The organism is Iocasia fonsfrigidae, assembly GCF_017751145.1.
Taxonomy (GTDB): Bacteria; Bacillota; Halanaerobiia; order Halanaerobiales; family DTU029; genus Iocasia; species Iocasia fonsfrigidae.
The window spans coordinates 2,059,934-2,077,789 of record NZ_CP046640.1 but is presented as its reverse complement, the minus strand read 5'-3'; the positions used below and the strand labels follow the sequence as shown (position 1 = coordinate 2,077,789).

Annotated in this window: 17 protein-coding genes and 1 riboswitch; of the genes, 4 read left to right on the top strand and 13 right to left on the bottom strand. The window is 34.1% G+C overall.

Going from position 1 to position 17,856, the window contains the following annotated elements; all coding sequences use genetic code 11:
• The first annotated feature begins 17 nt into the window (after positions 1-17).
• From GM661_RS09910 to nrdD, 3 genes are all read left to right on the top strand, one after another.
• Positions 18-2,057 carry a ribonucleoside triphosphate reductase gene (locus GM661_RS09910; protein WP_230866724.1) on the top strand — a complete coding sequence of 680 codons (2,040 nt, stop codon included), beginning with the start codon at positions 18-20 and terminating at the stop codon, positions 2,055-2,057.
• Positions 2,054-2,752, top strand: coding sequence for an anaerobic ribonucleoside-triphosphate reductase activating protein (locus GM661_RS09905; protein ID WP_230866723.1), 699 nt, complete (start codon positions 2,054-2,056; stop codon positions 2,750-2,752). The genes GM661_RS09910 and GM661_RS09905 overlap by 4 nt, the downstream gene beginning before the upstream one ends.
• A gap of 71 nt (positions 2,753-2,823) precedes the next feature.
• Entirely contained in the window at positions 2,824-2,958 is a 135-nt protein-coding gene (gene nrdD / locus GM661_RS09900; protein ID WP_125990479.1) for an anaerobic ribonucleoside-triphosphate reductase, read from the top strand.
• A 31-nt stretch (positions 2,959-2,989) separates the two neighbouring features.
• Here nrdD and GM661_RS09895 read toward each other — a convergent pair whose 3' ends face one another.
• The 7 genes from GM661_RS09895 to GM661_RS09865 form a co-directional block, all read right to left on the bottom strand.
• A complete protein-coding gene (locus GM661_RS09895; RefSeq protein WP_230866722.1) occupies positions 2,990-4,015 on the bottom strand; it encodes a peptidoglycan DD-metalloendopeptidase family protein in 1,026 nt (341 codons plus the stop codon).
• Between the two features lie 116 nt (positions 4,016-4,131).
• Positions 4,132-4,614, bottom strand: a complete 483-nt coding sequence (trmL, locus tag GM661_RS09890) for a tRNA (uridine(34)/cytosine(34)/5-carboxymethylaminomethyluridine(34)-2'-O)-methyltransferase TrmL (protein WP_205739213.1) — start codon at positions 4,612-4,614, stop codon at positions 4,132-4,134.
• A gap of 22 nt (positions 4,615-4,636) precedes the next feature.
• Positions 4,637-5,398 carry an MBL fold metallo-hydrolase gene (locus GM661_RS09885; RefSeq protein WP_230866721.1) on the bottom strand — a complete coding sequence of 254 codons (762 nt, stop codon included), beginning with the start codon at positions 5,396-5,398 and terminating at the stop codon, positions 4,637-4,639.
• Between the two features lie 66 nt (positions 5,399-5,464).
• On the bottom strand, positions 5,465-5,668 hold the full coding sequence (locus tag GM661_RS09880; RefSeq protein WP_230866720.1) for a hypothetical protein: 204 nt from the start codon (positions 5,666-5,668) through the stop codon (positions 5,465-5,467).
• A gap of 11 nt (positions 5,669-5,679) precedes the next feature.
• A complete protein-coding gene (locus GM661_RS09875; RefSeq protein ID WP_230866719.1) occupies positions 5,680-6,504 on the bottom strand; it encodes a peptidoglycan DD-metalloendopeptidase family protein in 825 nt (274 codons plus the stop codon).
• 114 nt (positions 6,505-6,618) lie between these two features.
• Entirely contained in the window at positions 6,619-7,176 is a 558-nt protein-coding gene (locus tag GM661_RS09870; RefSeq protein ID WP_230866718.1) for an ECF transporter S component, read from the bottom strand.
• Positions 7,177-7,263: 87 nt separating this feature from the next.
• Positions 7,264-7,393: riboswitch (FMN riboswitch) on the bottom strand.
• A 50-nt stretch (positions 7,394-7,443) separates the two neighbouring features.
• Positions 7,444-9,549: a SpoIID/LytB domain-containing protein gene (locus tag GM661_RS09865; RefSeq protein ID WP_230866717.1), complete on the bottom strand. Its 2,106-nt coding sequence runs from the start codon at positions 9,547-9,549 to the stop codon at positions 7,444-7,446.
• Positions 9,550-9,736: 187 nt separating this feature from the next.
• Between GM661_RS09865 and GM661_RS09860 the strand changes: the two genes are divergently transcribed.
• Entirely contained in the window at positions 9,737-10,264 is a 528-nt protein-coding gene (locus GM661_RS09860; protein ID WP_230866716.1) for a MerR family transcriptional regulator, read from the top strand.
• 62 nt (positions 10,265-10,326) lie between these two features.
• On the opposite strand, the gene GM661_RS09855 is transcribed toward GM661_RS09860, so the two are convergent.
• From GM661_RS09855 to GM661_RS09830, 6 genes are all read right to left on the bottom strand, one after another.
• Entirely contained in the window at positions 10,327-11,637 is a 1,311-nt protein-coding gene (locus GM661_RS09855; protein WP_230866715.1) for a PhoH family protein, read from the bottom strand.
• A gap of 70 nt (positions 11,638-11,707) precedes the next feature.
• Positions 11,708-12,607, bottom strand: a complete 900-nt coding sequence (locus GM661_RS09850) for a PHP domain-containing protein (RefSeq protein ID WP_230866714.1) — start codon at positions 12,605-12,607, stop codon at positions 11,708-11,710.
• 14 nt (positions 12,608-12,621) lie between these two features.
• Complete coding sequence (gene nth, locus GM661_RS09845) at positions 12,622-13,254, bottom strand: endonuclease III (protein ID WP_230866713.1); 633 nt, start codon at positions 13,252-13,254, stop codon at positions 12,622-12,624.
• A gap of 156 nt (positions 13,255-13,410) precedes the next feature.
• On the bottom strand, positions 13,411-14,568 hold the full coding sequence (locus GM661_RS09840; protein WP_230866712.1) for a DUF1302 family protein: 1,158 nt from the start codon (positions 14,566-14,568) through the stop codon (positions 13,411-13,413).
• A gap of 15 nt (positions 14,569-14,583) precedes the next feature.
• The gene (locus GM661_RS09835) at positions 14,584-15,378 is read right to left on the bottom strand and encodes an outer membrane lipoprotein-sorting protein (protein WP_125990467.1); all 795 of its coding nucleotides are present in this window, start codon (positions 15,376-15,378) and stop codon (positions 14,584-14,586) included.
• The gene (locus GM661_RS09830) at positions 15,368-17,839 is read right to left on the bottom strand and encodes an efflux RND transporter permease subunit (protein ID WP_230869779.1); all 2,472 of its coding nucleotides are present in this window, start codon (positions 17,837-17,839) and stop codon (positions 15,368-15,370) included. Before GM661_RS09830 ends, GM661_RS09835 begins: the two co-directional genes overlap by 11 nt.
• Between the last annotated feature and the right edge of the window lie 17 nt (positions 17,840-17,856).

Here is a 17,856-nt window from a genome sequence, read left to right as displayed (position 1 = left end):
GTTTTGGGAGGTTTTTTATGATTGAATTTATTAAGAAACGTGATGGTCGGAAGGTTGATTTTGATGAAAAAAAGATTGAAAATGCAGTATTAAAAGCAACAAAAGCTGTTGGGCAGGATAATAAAGAAATAAGCAGAGAAATAACCCAGGAAGTACTCTCATATTTAAACATATTTTACAAAGATGGTGGCATACCAAATGTTGAACAAATACAGGATTTAGTCGAAAAGATACTTATTGAAAAAGGCTATGCTGATATTGCCAAGGCATATATTTTATACAGGGAACAGCATGCAGAATTAAGGGATACCAAAAAATTATTTAGTGATGCTATGAATGTAATCAGCAGTTATCTGGATAAAAGCAACTGGAAGGTAAATGAAAATAGTAATATGGGTTTTTCCTTACAGGGGCTTAATAACCATATTTCCTCTGAAATAACTAGTCAATACTGGTTAAACAAAATATATCCAAAGGAAATACGTGATCTACATAGTAATGGGGATCTACACATACATGACCTGAGTAATTTATCAGTCTATTGTTGTGGTTGGGACTTACATGATTTATTATTAACCGGTTTTGGTGGGGTGGCTACCAAAGTAGAGAGTAAACCCCCTCGCCATTTCAGGACTGCTCTGGGACAGATTGTTAATTTCTTTTATACCTTACAGGGAGAAGCTGCTGGCGCCCAGGCATTTGCTAATTTTGATACTTATCTAGCCCCTTTTATTTATTATGATAATTTAGCTTATAATGAAGTAAAGCAGTGTATTCAGGAATTTATATATAATATGAATGTACCGACAAGGGTTGGTTTTCAAACTCCTTTTACCAATATAACTATGGATCTTCAACCCTCACCTGCTATTGCTGATCAACAGGCAATTATTGGAGGTAAGCCTGTTGATAAGACTTTAGGAGATTTTCAGGATGAAATGGATATGCTTAATAAGGCCTTTGCAGAAGTAATGCTGGAAGGTGATGCCAAAGGGAGGGTGTTTTCTTTTCCAATTCCAACTTATAATATTACAGCTGATTTTAACTGGGATAATGAACTCTATGAACCAATCTGGGAAATGACAGCGAAATATGGTATCCCCTATTTTTCAAACTTCATTAATTCCGACATGAGCCCTGAAGATGCCCGTTCTATGTGCTGTCGATTAAGGTTGGATAACCGTGAATTAAGAAAACGCGGTGGTGGTCTCTTCGGTGCTAATCCAATGACCGGGAGTATTGGTGTTGTTACCTTAAATCTACCCAGGATTGGCTATCTTGCTAGTAGTGAAAAAGATTTTATTGATAGGGTAGCCCATTTAATGGATGTAGCACGTGATAGCCTGGAGATAAAGAGAAAAATCCTGGAGAGATTTACACAAACAGGGTTGTATCCATACTCACAATTTTACTTAAGGGATATAAAACAGCGTTTTGGTGATTACTGGCAAAATCATTTTAATACAATTGGTATCAATGGAATGAATGAAGCCCTGATTAATTTTATGGATAAAGATATTGGAAGTACTGCTGGTCTGGAATTTGCCTCCAGGGTAATGGACTATATGAGAGAAAGAATGGTAAGTTACCAGGAAGACACAGGGAATATGTACAATTTAGAAGCAACCCCTGCTGAAGGAACTTCATATAGGTTTGCTAAACTTGATAAAGAGAGGTTCGGCAGTAGTATTATAGCCGCTAATGAAGATAGGGTATCCAGTGAAGGGGCAAACCCTTATTATACAAATTCTACCCATTTACCTGTTGCTTATACAGATGATATTTTTACAGCCCTAGAACTACAGGATGAATTACAGACAAAATATACTGGTGGAACTGTTTTACACGGCTTTTTAGGAGAACATCTGCCATCAACTGGAAGTACTAAATTGCTAGTTAAAAGAATTGCTGAAAACTTTAAGTTGCCTTACTATACTATTACACCAACCTTTAGTATATGTCCTGTTCATGGTTATTTGCCTGGTGAACATGAATACTGTCCAAAATGTGATGCTGAACAGGGTTATTCTAAAGCAGAAACCAGGGTTTCTGTATGAAAATCAGCGGGATACAGAAAACAAGTTTAATTGACTACCCGGGTTATATAAGTACTATCATCTTCACACAGGGATGTAATTACCGCTGCCCTTATTGTCATAACCCATCATTAATTGCTGCTGATAGTAATGAAGAAAGTTATTTGTCTGTTAATAAAGTCATGTCTTTTCTTAAAAAAAGAAAGGGTCTGATTGATGCTCTCAGCATAACTGGTGGTGAACCAACTATTCAAGCTGATTTAAAAGAATTTATCACTGAGATAAGGACACTGGGGCTTAAAATAAAACTGGATACAAATGGTAGCAAACCAGAGATATTAGAAACTTTAATTCAAGCAGGTATATTGGATTATATTGCTATGGATATTAAGTCATCACTTGATAAGTATCCTAAGACTACTGGTAGTAAGTTTGATTTTCTTAGCAGTATAAGAAAAAGTATTAATATTATTCAAAAAAGCGGGCTTGACTATGAGTTCAGAACAACAGTTGTCCCTGGTTTCCATGAAAATGAAGATTTTAAGGATATTGGTCTGTTAATTGAAGGTGCTGAAAAATATTATATACAAAACTTCAAGGCTGATATATGTTATAATTCTAAATTAATGGGAATAACAAGCTTTCCATTATATAAATTAGAGGATTTTCAAAAAACAATAGCACCTTATGTTCAAAAGGTATATATCAGAGAATAAAAAATATTTTAGACGTCCCATGTCAAGTGAAAGTCAAGTGAAAATTAAAAAAAATAGGGAGGTGATTAATAATGCAGAGACAAAAATGTGAAATATATTCCAGAGTTGTTGGATTTCTGACACCTATTTCTCAATGGAATAAAGGTAAAAAAGAAGAATTTAAGGATCGTAGGACATATGATAAAATATTAGACCAAAATAATTAAATAAAAAAGAGCCGATCGGCTCTTTTTTTATTTAAGGTAAGAAATTTAATGGATTAACTGTTTTTTCATTATTATATATTCGAAAATCAAGATGTGGTCCTGTACTGGTCCCGGTACTACCAGATAGAGCAATAACCTGTCCGACTGTTACTTTAGCACCTGTTCTTACCAATAATCTTGAATTATGGGCATAAAGTGTTCTAATATTATTACCATGGTCAATAATAATAGTCTTACCAAAGCCGTTATAATAACCACTCTGTACTATTTTTCCACTGGCAGCTGCATATATTTTAGTGCCTAGTGGTATAGCTATATCAATACCACCATGGAAGTGTCTTGTTTTTCTGATAGGATGAATTCTATATCCATATCCAGAAGATATTCTGCCTAAAACAGGCCAGATTAAAGCACCCTTTGTTAATTTAAAGGGTTCATTATTATTTGCTTTGTTATATGGTATAACAATAGTCTGGCCAATTACTATCAGGTCTGTTGTTAATTTATTGGCCAATTTAATTGTTTGTATATCAACACCATACCTTTTAGATATGGTATACAGGCTGTCCCCCCGTTCTACCACATGGTAGATCGTAGAATAAAGTTTATTATCATCTCCACCACCTATACCGGTCTTGGGAATAATTAATTCCTGATTTATAGTTATTAAATCAGATTTTAAGTTGTTGATTCTCTTAATATCAGCTATAGATACATTATAGTTAACAGCAATTGTTGATAAAGTATCACCTTTTTTTACTGTATAGTTTATATTTTTGCATACTTCTTTTAATAATTTAAAGGTATTATCACCGACAACACCATCTACCTTAAGTCCGTTATTATACTGAAAATCCTTAACAATAATTTTAGTCTGATTTCCATATATTCCATCAACACTGACATCATAACCAAGGTTAAATAAATACTGCTGTACTTCCTTGACCCCTGTCCCCCTGTCCCCTAATTCTGTTTTAAAGGCATGAACATGAAAAAAAATTGCTGATTGTAAAGTTAAAAATATAAGTAATATAAAGACCAATGACCTCTTTTTCATAACTTTCCTCCCAGAATAAATAATCTAATCATAATAGAGTTCTACATGATAAGCTAAAAGTCCTCCTTATATAATAAAATTATATAATTTTATTTCTTAAAAAGCCTATATTTTCATTAATTATTTCTCAATAAACCGTTATTTACTAAAGATGGGAAATTGAGTTGGCGCAACCCTTCATATAATATAATAGCCACAGAGTTTGCTAGATTAAGTGAACGAAGCTCATTTCCCATCGGTATACGAATAGTATAATCAAGATATTTTTTTAACAAAGACTCCGGTAGACCAGCTGTTTCTTTACCAAATACTAGAAAATCATTATTTTTATAGATAACCTGATCATAGCTTTGAGGTGCTTTGGTACTGGCAAAATAAAAGGAGCTATCATTATAATCAGCGATTAAATCAAAAATAGAATCATAGTAATATACATCTACTTTGTCCCAGTAATCCAGACCAGCCCTTTTAAGGTATTTATCCTCTGTTGAGAAACCCAGGGGCTTTACCAGATATAAACTACTATTAGTAACTGCACATGTTCTGGCTATATTACCAGTATTCTGTGGTATTTCAGGTTCTACAAGTACAATATTCATTACTATTCCTCCCTTTCCTCCTCTATTCAACCTCTACTATTAAACCATCATAAGCAAGAAATATATTCTCAGGTAGTTCTCTGGATACCTTATTATGTTCAATTTCATGTGAAAGATGTGTCAGATAGGCTCTGGATACATTGAGTTTTTTAATAGTCTTAATTGCCTGTTCAATATTCATATGTGTAGAATGAGGTCGGTATCTTAAGGCACCCAGTATGACAAGGTCAATCCCTTTAAGCTGCTTAAAGGTTGCTTCTGGAATAAAACTACAATCAGTTATATAAGCCATGTTTTCAATCCTGTAGCCGTAGATATCCAGTTTGCCATGCTTTACTGGTAGTGGATAAACCTCTTTATCTTTAATTAAAAAATTAGAGTTAATTGTAATAAGCCTTACATCAGGTATACCCCCACCTTGCTGTATATTGTGATTAATATAAGAAAAAACAGTTTTTATTTCTTTAATAGTATAATTGTTGCCATAACAGGGCATTGTTTTATTATTAATCATGTTTAAAGCACGAATATCATCAAAGCCCATCAGATGGTCAGCATGTGGATGAGTATATAATACTGCATTAACCTGAGAAATATTATTTTTTAGTAGTCCAAGGCGCAATTCAGGTGGTGTGTCAATAAGTAGGTTCAAATCATCAAATTGTATATAAACAGAAGAACGATTTCTCTTATTTTTTGGATCATCTGACAGACAGATATCACAATTACAACCAATTACAGGAACCCCATGTGAGGTCCCTGTCCCTAAAAAAGTAATTTTCAAAAAATCAACCCCACTCTTTATTATATATAAGAAATTTTATAAGAGTGAGATATATTTGTCAAATTTTTATTTAACCAGGTAATAACAAAAGTCTATCTCATCATTTCCCTTTTCCTGTAAGATATTTTTCAATTCAAAACTAATCTCGGTACTGGTTTCAAATTTGTTTTTATTAATTAAAAAACGTCTCATTATGGCCTGACTGGCTGTGGACTCTGGGTGTAATCTAATAAAATTAATTATTTCATCTATTTTTTTTTCAGTATTCATCTTAACCCCTTTCAAATTTTGAATCCATTATTAAGATATCTTTTATTGAGGTATTGCAGTGGATTGCAGTGTTTATTATTAATCCTTATTTCAAAATGGAGGTGTGGACCTGTAGAAGTACCACTATTACCACTTAAGGCAATTACTTTACCCTGCTTTACCCGATCACCTTTATTAACTTTAAGAAGCAGATTGTGACCATAGTATGTCTTGCTATTGTCTAGATGTCTAATAATAACAAGTTTTCCATAACCACCTGCCTGACCGCTGAATTCAACAATACCATCTTCAGCTGCATAAACTGGTGTCCCATATGGAACAGCTATATCTAAACCTGTATGGAATTCTCTTTTTTTCCTTATAGGGTGAATCCGCCAGCCATATTCAGAGGATATCCTACCTTGTACAGGCCAGATATAATTGATACTCTTTGCACGTGAAGCAAGTTGATACCTTGTCCTATCATTTGAAACAGGAATGATTAATTCCTGTCCAGTATAGATTATACCTGGTTTAGTAATACGGTTTAGATTAATTATTTGTTGGAGTTTAACTTTGAAAGATTGGGCTATTTTCCAGAGTGAATCACCTGATTTTACTGTATATTTTATCCCTTCTGACGGAATACGTATTTTTTCTCCCACTAATATCAAATCTGGATTTTTTATATTGTTTATTTTGATTATTTCTTCTGTTTTAATATTAAAACTATTAGCAATAAGTGATAAGGTATCCCCCTTTTTTATGGTATATGTAGTATAGGTATTTGCCAGAACAAGTGTAGACATTAAGCAGATCAAAAGCAAAATCATTATAATGTGTAGCTTATAGTCCATAATTATAACCCCCATCACAAAATATGTTACACTCTGTATTTTTACCAGTTTATAATATTATATACAAAAAGTCCGGTTTTTACACCGGACTTTTTCATGCTTGCCTAAGAAAAATTAAACTTTAATTGTATTATCAATCCTTAATAAACCTGTTCTCCTTAGAAAATCAGCAATCCTTTTATAAACCAGAAATGTTACCATAGAATTTGTCAGGGCTTTTATAAGATTAAATGGTAGTATAAAGGGTAAGATCATAGATAAAACCTGTTTATAATCAACCCCCATAAAGATAGGTGTTATAACTAGATTGGCAGGCACCATAATAGCTACCATAGCTAGTGTGCCAGCAATTAGCCCCTTAACAGCACCTTTTTTATTATGACTTTTATGATAGATATAAGCTGCGACTCCAACTAATGCCCCAGTAGATAAAAAGTGCATCAATGCCCCATAAATTCCATCACCTACAAAGGCTGCCATTATAACTGAATTTATTAAAGTTGATATTAAGGCAACAACAGGACCAAAAAGAAAACCGATGATTAGAATTGGAATATCGCCTGGATCATATAGTAAAAAAGGCATTGGTGGGTAAGGAATTTTAATTAACAGCATAAGGATCAATGATAAAGCAGTCAACACTCCAACATTAGCAATTTTTTTTACATCCATATTATCTTCCTCCTGAATTAAATTTTCTTCAGAGCAGATAATTTAAAGCTCAAAGATAAAAAATACCCTGGTTCCCCAGGGCATAAAAATATTCTTCTTTCATCCGGACTATACCGTCGGTACTGGAATTTCACCAGTTCAGCATCTGCTCGTGGACTATAACCACCGGTCAGGAATTGGGATAAGTTTTATCCTTCACCTTGCCCTGAAGATAATATTTAAGTTTACTAATATTATAAACCACTGCAAGATAATTTGCAAGTAAAATTAATATTTCTTTATTACCTTAGTGTTTTTATAAAAATGTTTAAGAATATCTTCATAAGAATAACTTTGCTCGGCCATACCTGCTGCAGCAGTTTGATCCATACCTACATTATGCCCCCAGCCACCACCAAAAAAGAGAACAGCTGTAATTACTCCATTTTCATCATAAATTTTATCAATAAAAAATCTATTGCTTTTCAAACCACCGAAACTCCCCCTGATGCTGTCCTTTTTTACTCTAATTTCTTTATCATTATCTCCAATGATTAATATACTCTGTATACTGCCTCCTATACTTCTGCCTTCTGGAATTATATTAATTAATTCTGTTAAATTATACCTTTCCTTAAAATAGTCAACCGGCATATATTTGACCCAGCGGTACACATTGCTGCCTATATATTTAGCTACCCCGGAGAAGGAAGAAGGATTATCAATTAACCACTCTTCTAATTGATAGGGTTCCAATGGAAATGAATAGTTTTCTTCCATCATATTATTAGCCCCCTCAAGATAGGGCAAACTGTTACCCCAGACATCAGCACTACTCTCAGAATAACCACCACTATTACTACTGAAAACAGCGTCAACAATTCGGTTATTATAGTTTATAACCTCTCCTTTAGTAGTAAGGACTGCTTCAGTAGTCCTAGTATTCTCACTCTTGACACCATTGTAAGCAGCACAGTGTACAGTAGCACAGAGGTCATATCCCTGTCGACTGTGCCTGCCCAGATGAACCAGGGCATAGCTCCTTGCTGCTATAGCCTGGGCCTTTAAAGCCTCCATAGGCCAGCTAGCAGGCATTTCTGCTGGAACTACTGATAAGAGATATTCCTCTAAATTAATATTATTAATTACTGTGAGTAAATCATTATCTTTAGATAAAATTTCTAGTTCCCCACGATACTGTCTATCTTCATTACCAGCCCAGAAATATCCTTTTCCAAAACTAATGTCATATAAATCAAAAGTATAATGGTCATCACTTAATTTTAACAATAATTTATCTGTCTTAAAATTACTAAGAATCTCTCCATCACTATAAATTTCAAATTTATCATTTTTATGTTTTAGGGTATATTCCTTTTTAGCCTGACCATTAAAAACGGCCTGATCATTATTAAATACTTTAAAATTAGTTCCAGCCTGGAAGGTAATATTTTCAGCCTTTTCAATTAAACCAACCCTTATGAGTGGAATATCTGCTGTATCAGTAATGGGTTCAACAATAGACCAGTTTATACTTGTACGTGTCCTGTTTTTTTCTTCCTTTTCTAATTCAATTAATTCTGGATGTATTTCCTCTAATTTATCAATTTTATCACTGGCCAGAGTAGGTTTATTATTAGTGGATAAACTACGCTTCCAGTAATAGTAAGAGTTACTGACTTCATTTAATTGCTCATAGAGATCAGCCAGTTCTGGATAGATATAAGACAAACTATAATCATAACGCAGGGCCTTTTTATACATTGTAATGGCATCATGATATTGTCCCTTTTCTTTATGTATACCAGCTAATTCTACATAATTAATCGTAGTTTTAGGAGATACATTAATCCCCTTTTCAAAAAATTCTTTCGCTAATTCCAAGTCTTTATTTTTTACTGAGATTAAACCAAGATAATAATTAATAATTGCTAATTCTTTTTCAGAAAAGACTTCTTGATATTCACTGGCCAGTTTATTTAAGATATCGGCAGCCTGTTCATAATTGCCTACTTGAAAATAACTTAAACCAAGTCTATAGTTCCATTTCTTATCATCACTGAGATTAACTATTTTTTCTAAACTAGTTATACTTTCCTTAAGATTACCTAATTCCTTATTTATAAAATAAATATTCTTTAAAGCAGTAAGATTATTACTTTCCTTCAAATTAATAGCCTGATACAGCTCTTCTGCCTTAATAATTTTTCCTGCATAGTAGGCATCTCTGGCCTGAGCAAATAAAATATCTGTGTCTATTTCTTTAAACCCAGTTTTTTTTTGAATCTCTGTGGTAACCTGACCTGCATTAATAACATAATAGTGTATTGTTGAAAAAGAAATACTTGCTAAAACACCTATAACAAAAAGTATTAGATATGTTTTTTTATTCATTAATTAGTCTCCTCCTGTATAAGAATACCTAGTATATTAATTCTATAGTCAGACAGTATAATCCTCTTTCTTTAAAATGGTATCTTTTTATTATTTATGCAGGAATTTTTCTCTCGATCCAGAATTATTAAACTAATGTAAATTTTAACCTTGCCTTGTCTATTCTCACTAAGGAAGGGGGTATAAAATGGATAAGGAAAGGTATACCACATCAGAAGCAGCCAGTATTTTAAATGTAGCACCTTCAACACTCAGATACTGGGAATCAGAACTAGAAAACTTTTTAGATATACCAAGAAATGATAATGGATATCGGCAATATACAGAAAATAATATTGCTACCCTACAAAAAATCAGGACTTACCTTTATGAACAGAAATATTCAATCAAACAGGTGCGCGAAATATTAAATTTAGAGGAAAGCAAACAGGATATTGCTGCTGCTCTTGTTGGTGAAACCGATGAAAGGCTTAGTTCCCTTGTTTCAGTTCTACTGGATAGAATTACAGACGTTGAAGATGGTATTAAGGAACTAAAAAAAGGACAAAATACTCTAAAACAGGAATACCTGCAGGCAGTTAAACTTTTGAATATAACATCAGAAAGACGTGACCGGGAACTTATTCAGGAGATCAGAAAACGCTTAGACCAGAAGAAAGAACAGCACAATAGTCTCTTAAAAAGACTACTCCCCTGGACTAAAAATAATGACTGAATAAAAGGGCTCCCTTTTTGTAATTTACAATCCGGGAGCCTTGCCGTTAACTTGACCAGTAATTACAGCAGCTCACTAGCTATTCTGGCCAGTTCAGAGCGTTCTCCCTTGACCAATGTAATATGTCCTGCAATAGATTCATTATGGAATTTATGGGCCAGGAGTGTTAAGCCATTAGTGTGTTTGTCAAGATAGGGATTATCAATTTGATATGGATCACCTGTCAGAACAATCTTGGTATTCTTTCCTGCCCTGGTTATAATAGTCTTCACTTCATGTGCTGTCAGATTTTGGGCTTCATCTATAATAATAAATTGATTTGGAACCGATCTACCCCTGATATATGTTAAGGCCTCTATCTGAATCAGATTCTTTTCTACCAGGTAATCAAAAGAAAAACTACTATCATTACTCTGATTCAAAATAAAATCCAGGTTATCAAATATTGGCTGCATCCAGGGTTGTAATTTCTCTTCCTTTGTTCCAGGCAGAAAACCAATATCATTCCCCATAGGTATAACTGGTCTAGCTACCAGTAATCTTTTATAGGCCTCTTCATCAGTAACCTTTGACAGGCCGACAGCTAAAGCCAGTAATGTTTTGCCAGTACCTGCTTTACCCAGAAGGGTAACCAGTTTTATATCTTCATTTAAAAGGAGTTCCAGGGCAAACTTCTGTTCCTTGTTACGGGGTTTAATCCCCCAGGGGCTGGCCTTGGAAAATAAAAACGGTACAATTTGTTCACCATTAAACCTGGCAAGGGCTGATTTTCCTTTCTGATCAACTGCAATCAAATGTACCATCTCTTGGGGATATATTTTTTTATCAATATCTTTAAATTCCTTCAGTTCCAGGGCATTATTCTGGTAGAACCGATCTATTAATTCAGCAGGAACCTTAATCTCATGGCTTCCGGTATAAATGTCATCATCATTTAGGCGGTTAGAGCGGTATTGTTCTGCTTTTAATCCAAAGGCATCTGCAATTAAACGTAAATTAATATCATTAGTCACCAGAATTACCTTTTGATCAGGATTTTCTTTCTGAATATAAAAAGCAGTACTCAAGATCCGATTATCTTTTTTGGCTGCATTTAATCCTTCAGGAGGTTCAAAATCCTTGCCATTAATCTCTATACGTAAATTACCCCCATTTTTTAATTTTACACCACAGTCCAGTCTTCCCTGTTCTCTGAGATTATCCAATATTCTTGAAGTTTCCCTGGCATTATGTCCAATTGATGATGTCTTGGTCTTTTGGTCATCAATTTCTTCCAGGACAGCCAGTGGTAAAATTATTTGATTTTCTTCAAAAGCAAAGATTGCTTTGGGGTCATCAAGTAGTACATTTGTATCCAGCACATATATTTTCACTTAACTCACCTGCCTACTTTTATTATAAAGCCTCTATATTTAATATTTCGCTAAGTAAAGACATATTCCTTCAAATATGTAACAAATAATCCTTTAATTCCTCTAAGATACTATAATTATTATTTTTTATTCCTCCCATAGAGATCTCAGGTTTCAGTTTGCCGTGAAAATCACTACCAGCAGTAATTATTAAGCTATTATCTCTACCTATCTGTTCAAACTCATTTATCTCATTTTGTTTATGATAACTGCTGTATGCCTCTATACCAACTAAGCCTTCAGCAATCAATTCTTTAAGTGCAGTCAGATCATTTTCATTTTGATAGTTAAATGAATAACCAGGATGGGCCAGGACAGGTATTCCTCCTAATCCTTTGATGAGTTTAATAACCTGCTTACTACTAATACTTTTAAAAGGAACATAGGCTGCTTTACCCCTACTAAAAAAATCAAGATGAAAATTGAAATATGGCTGTTTGCTTTTTTCCCCAGTTAAATATGGTTTTAGTAGTGGATGATTAAAATTTTTCTTGTTTTTTAGTAATACCTCAGCTATCACAACACCAACAGGAAGGTCTACAGCATAGTCTAATACCTGCTGGTAATCAATATCAAATCCCAGTTCAGTTAATTTCGTTACACGTTTCTGGGCTAACCCATAATAAAGACTATTTAGTTCTGTCAGTAAATTATTTAATTTATCATCATTAATATCAAAATAATAACCCAAAATATGGATAGAATACTTTCTGAATTGACTGTCTATTTCTATCCCGGGTACAACCTCGATTCCCAGGTGTTTTCCAGCAGCTATTGCCTCACTTATTCCAGCTACAGTATTATGATCAGTCAAGGCTACTGCTGTAAGGTTATTTTCTTTGGCAATTTCTAGTAATTTACAGGGGTGAAGCTCACCATCACTACTGTGGATTGAGTGCATATGTAGATCAATTTTTTTGTTTTTTTTCATACTAATAACACCCCTTATTTAGATGAATTATAATACTCACAATAGTCCTGTAAAAAACATTTGTTACAATGGGGATTTCTGGCTTTACAAATCCTACGGCCGAGGAATATTAACCAGTGATGCAGATCACTCCATTTTTCTTCAGGTATTATATTCATTAATTGTTTTTCAACTTCCACTACTTTATCTGTCTTAACAAGTCCTAACCGGTTTGCTACCCTAAAGACATGTGTATCAACCGCAATTGCATTTTTTTGAAAGGCAGAGGCCAAGATTACATTGGCAGTTTTACGTCCAACCCCTGGCAATCTCATTAATTCCTTTCTTGTATCTGGTACCTTACCTTTAAAGTCTTTCAGGATCAGCTGGCTGCTTTCAATAATAAATTTACTTTTATTGCGATATAAACCAATACTATTGATTTCCTGAGCCAGTTCATCCTTTTTCATTTCCGCAAAATCCCCTGGCTGATTATACTTTTTAAAGAGTCTCTTTGTTACCTTATTTACCTGTTTATCAGTTGACTGAGCAGACAATATCGTAGCAAGCAGGAGTTCAAAAGGGCTTGAGTAATTTAATTCTGTTACAGGCTTCGGCCATTTCTCTTCCATTAACATAATTATTTTAGTAACTTTTCTGACATTCATTGCTATACTCCTTAATTAATTATTTTAGATTAAAATTCTAATTTTTATTGTAAAAACCATAAATTATTATAACATATAAAGTGATTCAGATACAAAAAACACACTATAATTTAATATTATGGCTAATACAAAAAAGTATAGCAATTTATCAAGACTTTAAAATGATCTTACTAACTCTATATATACATAATCTTTCTCATCAAACCAGCCATATGAACTCCCATCTTCCCCGGAAAATATATAGGCCCCCAGTGTCATTGCAAGACCATCCCTTATTTCATAGTTAAATAAGGGGTTTATCAGACTGTCTCTGTCAGCCAGGTTATATATTCCATTTAATTCAATAGTCTTAAATTCAGTAAGCTCATACTCCAGAGATACAGTTAGGTTGTCAGTCCTATCTTCCCCTTCTTCTTTTTCACCAACCAGCTGGGTAATAATATACAATTCATCTGTAGCATTAAAATCAACCCCCAAGACATACTGAGAATAAGGATTTTTTAATTGAAAATCCTTTTTTGTTTTAAAATAAGCTAACTCACCCCTGAAAACAAAACTACCAAAATCTCTGGCCCAATCAGTTCCAAAGACATCAACCTGATAATATTCAGGCTTGAAAACTAATTGACCGTCTTCGATTATAGACTGGTCAGGCCAGGCTGGAGTCTTACTCCAGCCTCGAAAATAACTAAAAGAAAAATCAATTGAGCCAGCCCATTTAGAAGCCCTTACCCCTATTTCAGAATTCTCCAGACTATTTTCAGGTTCCTGTGGTTCAATTTCTAGACCTGCCGGCAAAGAAGACCAGCGACTACCGGCTTTAGGTAATTCAGCTGCTGTAAACAGGGGAGCCCAGATAAGATCGAATATCCAATCATCTTGATAATGTTTAGCCCTAACTGCATTTACAGCCAATTTATTGTCTTCACTGAAGGGATCTGTTAAATCTTCAGGGTTAAAGTTATCAGTTGGATTGATACCATCAGTTTTACCCCAGGCAATATACTGTTTACCTATCCTTAAATCAGTAGACTGAAAATAAAACTCTCCATAAGCCTCTTCTAAACTAACATTAGGATCATCATCATCGTCTGTAATGTCTAAACTGGCCTTAAAAGCTGACATAGAACTATTATAATTTAAATCTAAACCAAGTGAATTAAACAATATAATATCATTCTCTCCCTGGAATTCTGCTTCCAGTCTCGAGACCCATTCTCCACTAAGTTCCAGGTCACTGCCATAAACATTAGTCCAGGAAAAAAACATAAAAAACAGCCAGCTCAATAGAATAGAAAATATTTTATCTTTCAAAACTAGATCACATCCTTATAGAGGACGGGTTAATTGTCTAACAGAAAAATAATCGTCTGTTAACCCTGTATCCACTTTAATATCTTTATATTTTAGACTGGTCCTGGACCCTTTCTGGTAAGTTTCCATCTCTAAATGAACCGGCATCCATACCTCTTCAGTAATCTGTTTTATTTCCAGTACATTAAGCCTTTTCAATACCTCATCCTTTTTATCATGAAATTCTGCCTTGATTAGAACAAAATTGTCTTTTCTCACCCAGGAAATCTTTCTAGCAAATTCCACATCTTTCTCTATTTCTTTTGTACGTGGAATAGATTCAACAATATAAACCTGCTGACCATCTATTTCTTCAGTACCAATAATGGTGTAAATATAATCTTCAACAGATTCTGAAATATCTTCATAACTAAAATCAGACCCCATAAAGGAACCACCTCTCTCATCTGATGATAGCCGGCGGGGCCGTCCCATGGCAGGTAAATATAGGTATTTTTCATCAGCCCCTTGCGGATTGTCTATACTTAAAAACCCTGTGCCTTTAACATCTGCCGGACTAAGAAAACGCATTATAGATTTTTCTATATCATCACTTTTATCTTTTTTTGAATATGACATTAGTTCCCTGACCCTTTTCTGCCCTGCTTTATTGATCATTACCATCTCCATCTCTGCCTGCATATCATCAACCAAGTTCATAATATTTGTTTTATCAATAATCTCCCTACCAGTCAATTCCTCTGCCTGAACCAGAACAGGTAACAACATTACAGACACCAGTAATATGATCATTAAAGATTTACATTTCATAATTTTCTTCCTCCCTGTTTGTAATTTCAAGATTTTCCCCAAAGGGTTTTACCAGCATAACAATTGCCGGAGTAATTAGCATATCTGCTGCTAGAGCAGCGAAAATACCTGCTGCTGAGAGAACTGCCATATGTCCCAGACTTGCCATTTTCGATAAAACAAAAATAGCAAAACCTAACATTAGAACAACACAGGCTGAAATCAAAGCTTTACCAATCTTACGGAAGGTTTCCTTATTTGCTTGATGGTAAGAACCTGTCACAAGATACTCTTCCTTAAAGTGAATGAAATAATGGACTGTGTCATCAACGGCAATACCGATAATCATCGGTGCAATCAGGACTGTAATAAAATCAAGAGAGTATTGTAATAAGCCCATTAATCCTGTAATTACCAGGACTGGAATTACATTGGGAATCATTGATAACAGTCCTAACTTTATTGATTTCAAGACTATTATCATTACCAGGGTAATAACCATTAAGGCTATAAAAATAGATAGCTTCTGTCCATCGACCAGTTTTGTCAAGGTTTTGAGCAGAATTGGCATATCACCCACTACTGTTACTTTAGTCCCTGCCGGAAAATGCTGCTGACCATAGGTAATTACTTTTTCAAATTCCTGCAGGATTGAGCTCTTAAAATCGTTAACCTGTACTGAAATATGGGTTTTTTGATAATTAAAATCAACCAGATCTTCCAGGTCTTCTCCACCTGATATCTCATATAATAATAAATACTGAGCGAGCAGGTCATTGGAAGCTGGAATTTGATAAAAAGTCTCCTGGTTATTATTCATGGTCATATGTAATTCCTTGATTAAGTCAATTATTGAAGTCTGGGTTACTGTTGAATCAAATCGATTGATCATATCTGTTAGACCATCTATCTCTTTAAGCACTTCACTTTTTTTCACCATCCCTTCTTCTGGAAATTCCAGCAAAACATCGTAAGAATACAGGGCTCCCAGCTTTTCTGTAATATAATTAGCATTTTTAACAAAATCCACATCTTTACCTAAAACCTGTAACATATCACTGTTAATTGGCATTTTAAAAGAATAAAAAACAACAAAAATTATCACAATTATTGACAATCCTACTGTAACTCTTATATTTCTGACTACAAAATCAGCCCATTTTTCCATAGCTTTCCGAAAAATTTTTTGAGCACTTTTTTTACTATAATCTTTTTTTGGTAAAGTTCTACTCTTTCCTATAGAAAAAATTAGCGGAACAACAATCATCACTATCAGATAGGTTAAAAAAGTCCCTATTGCACAGGAAAACCCAACTATCTTGATGGGTTCCAGTGGTACAAATATAAATGAAATAAAACCAAGGGTGGTAGTTAAAGCAGTTATTAAAATAGGCCAGGTCGATTCCCGGTAAGCATATTTTATCGCCTTATAGCGAAAACCCTTTTCCAGACCATTTAAAAAATGGTTAATAACATGAATAGAATAACTAACCGAGATAACCAGAACCAATGTAGGTATAATCAAGGCCAGTATGGAAAGCTTAAGCTTTAGCCAACCCAATGTTCCAAAGAGGATTACCAGTGAAGACAAAACTACCAGAAAAATAGCAGCAACAGCTCTAAAGCTTCTGAAGAGTACGATCATTAATAGAGTTGCAGCAAGTAGTGCAATCAGGCCAAATTTAGTCCCTTCCTCAGTGACCATTCGATCAGTCTCATAATCCAATACAGGAACTCCGGTAGCAGTTGTTTTTATCTTACTATCACTATGCCGGGCTAAAATAACCTTTAAAGCTGGGGCAATCAGCTTTCTAGGGTCTGCCACTTTATTTAAACCAAGCTGATGTTTAGTATACAGGTTTTCATCCATCAATACTTCTTGAGGTGAATAATCGGCCTGGTCCAGTGGGGAAAAGTTTTTACCAACCGGAGCATAAATCATTTCCGGTATTTCCTGAAAGGTAACAATAATCCCGGTTTTTTGGCAATCTTCCGTAATTATTTTACCTACATATGTTTTTTTAGCTAAAATCTTATTTTTCAAGTCATTTAGTGTTTCTTGCTCAGTAGGTACTATTTCTTTAATCAGGTCATCAATTATTAATCTATCACCTTCTGTTTCGATATAATCCAGATTAGCTAGTGAAGTAACTTCATCTACAAAGGGTAAGTTATCTTCCAGGTCTTCGGTTAGTTCTTTAATATACTGCAAAACATTATGACTAAAAATTTCATCACTCTCTACCAGAATGAAAATAAACTCATCATTACCAAAAATTTCTTTAAACTTATCGTTTTTTATAACTACCGGGTCATTTTCAGGTAAAAAAGCATCATTTGATGAATCAAATTCAAGTTTCTGCATTCCCAAAAAACCCAGTATTGTTAAGCCGAATAAAAGCAATAATATTAAATATTTATACTTAATGATAATATTAAAGCCAAAATCAGCAAAAAAATCTTTTAATTGTTTTTTTCTCATATCTTTCAACTCCAATC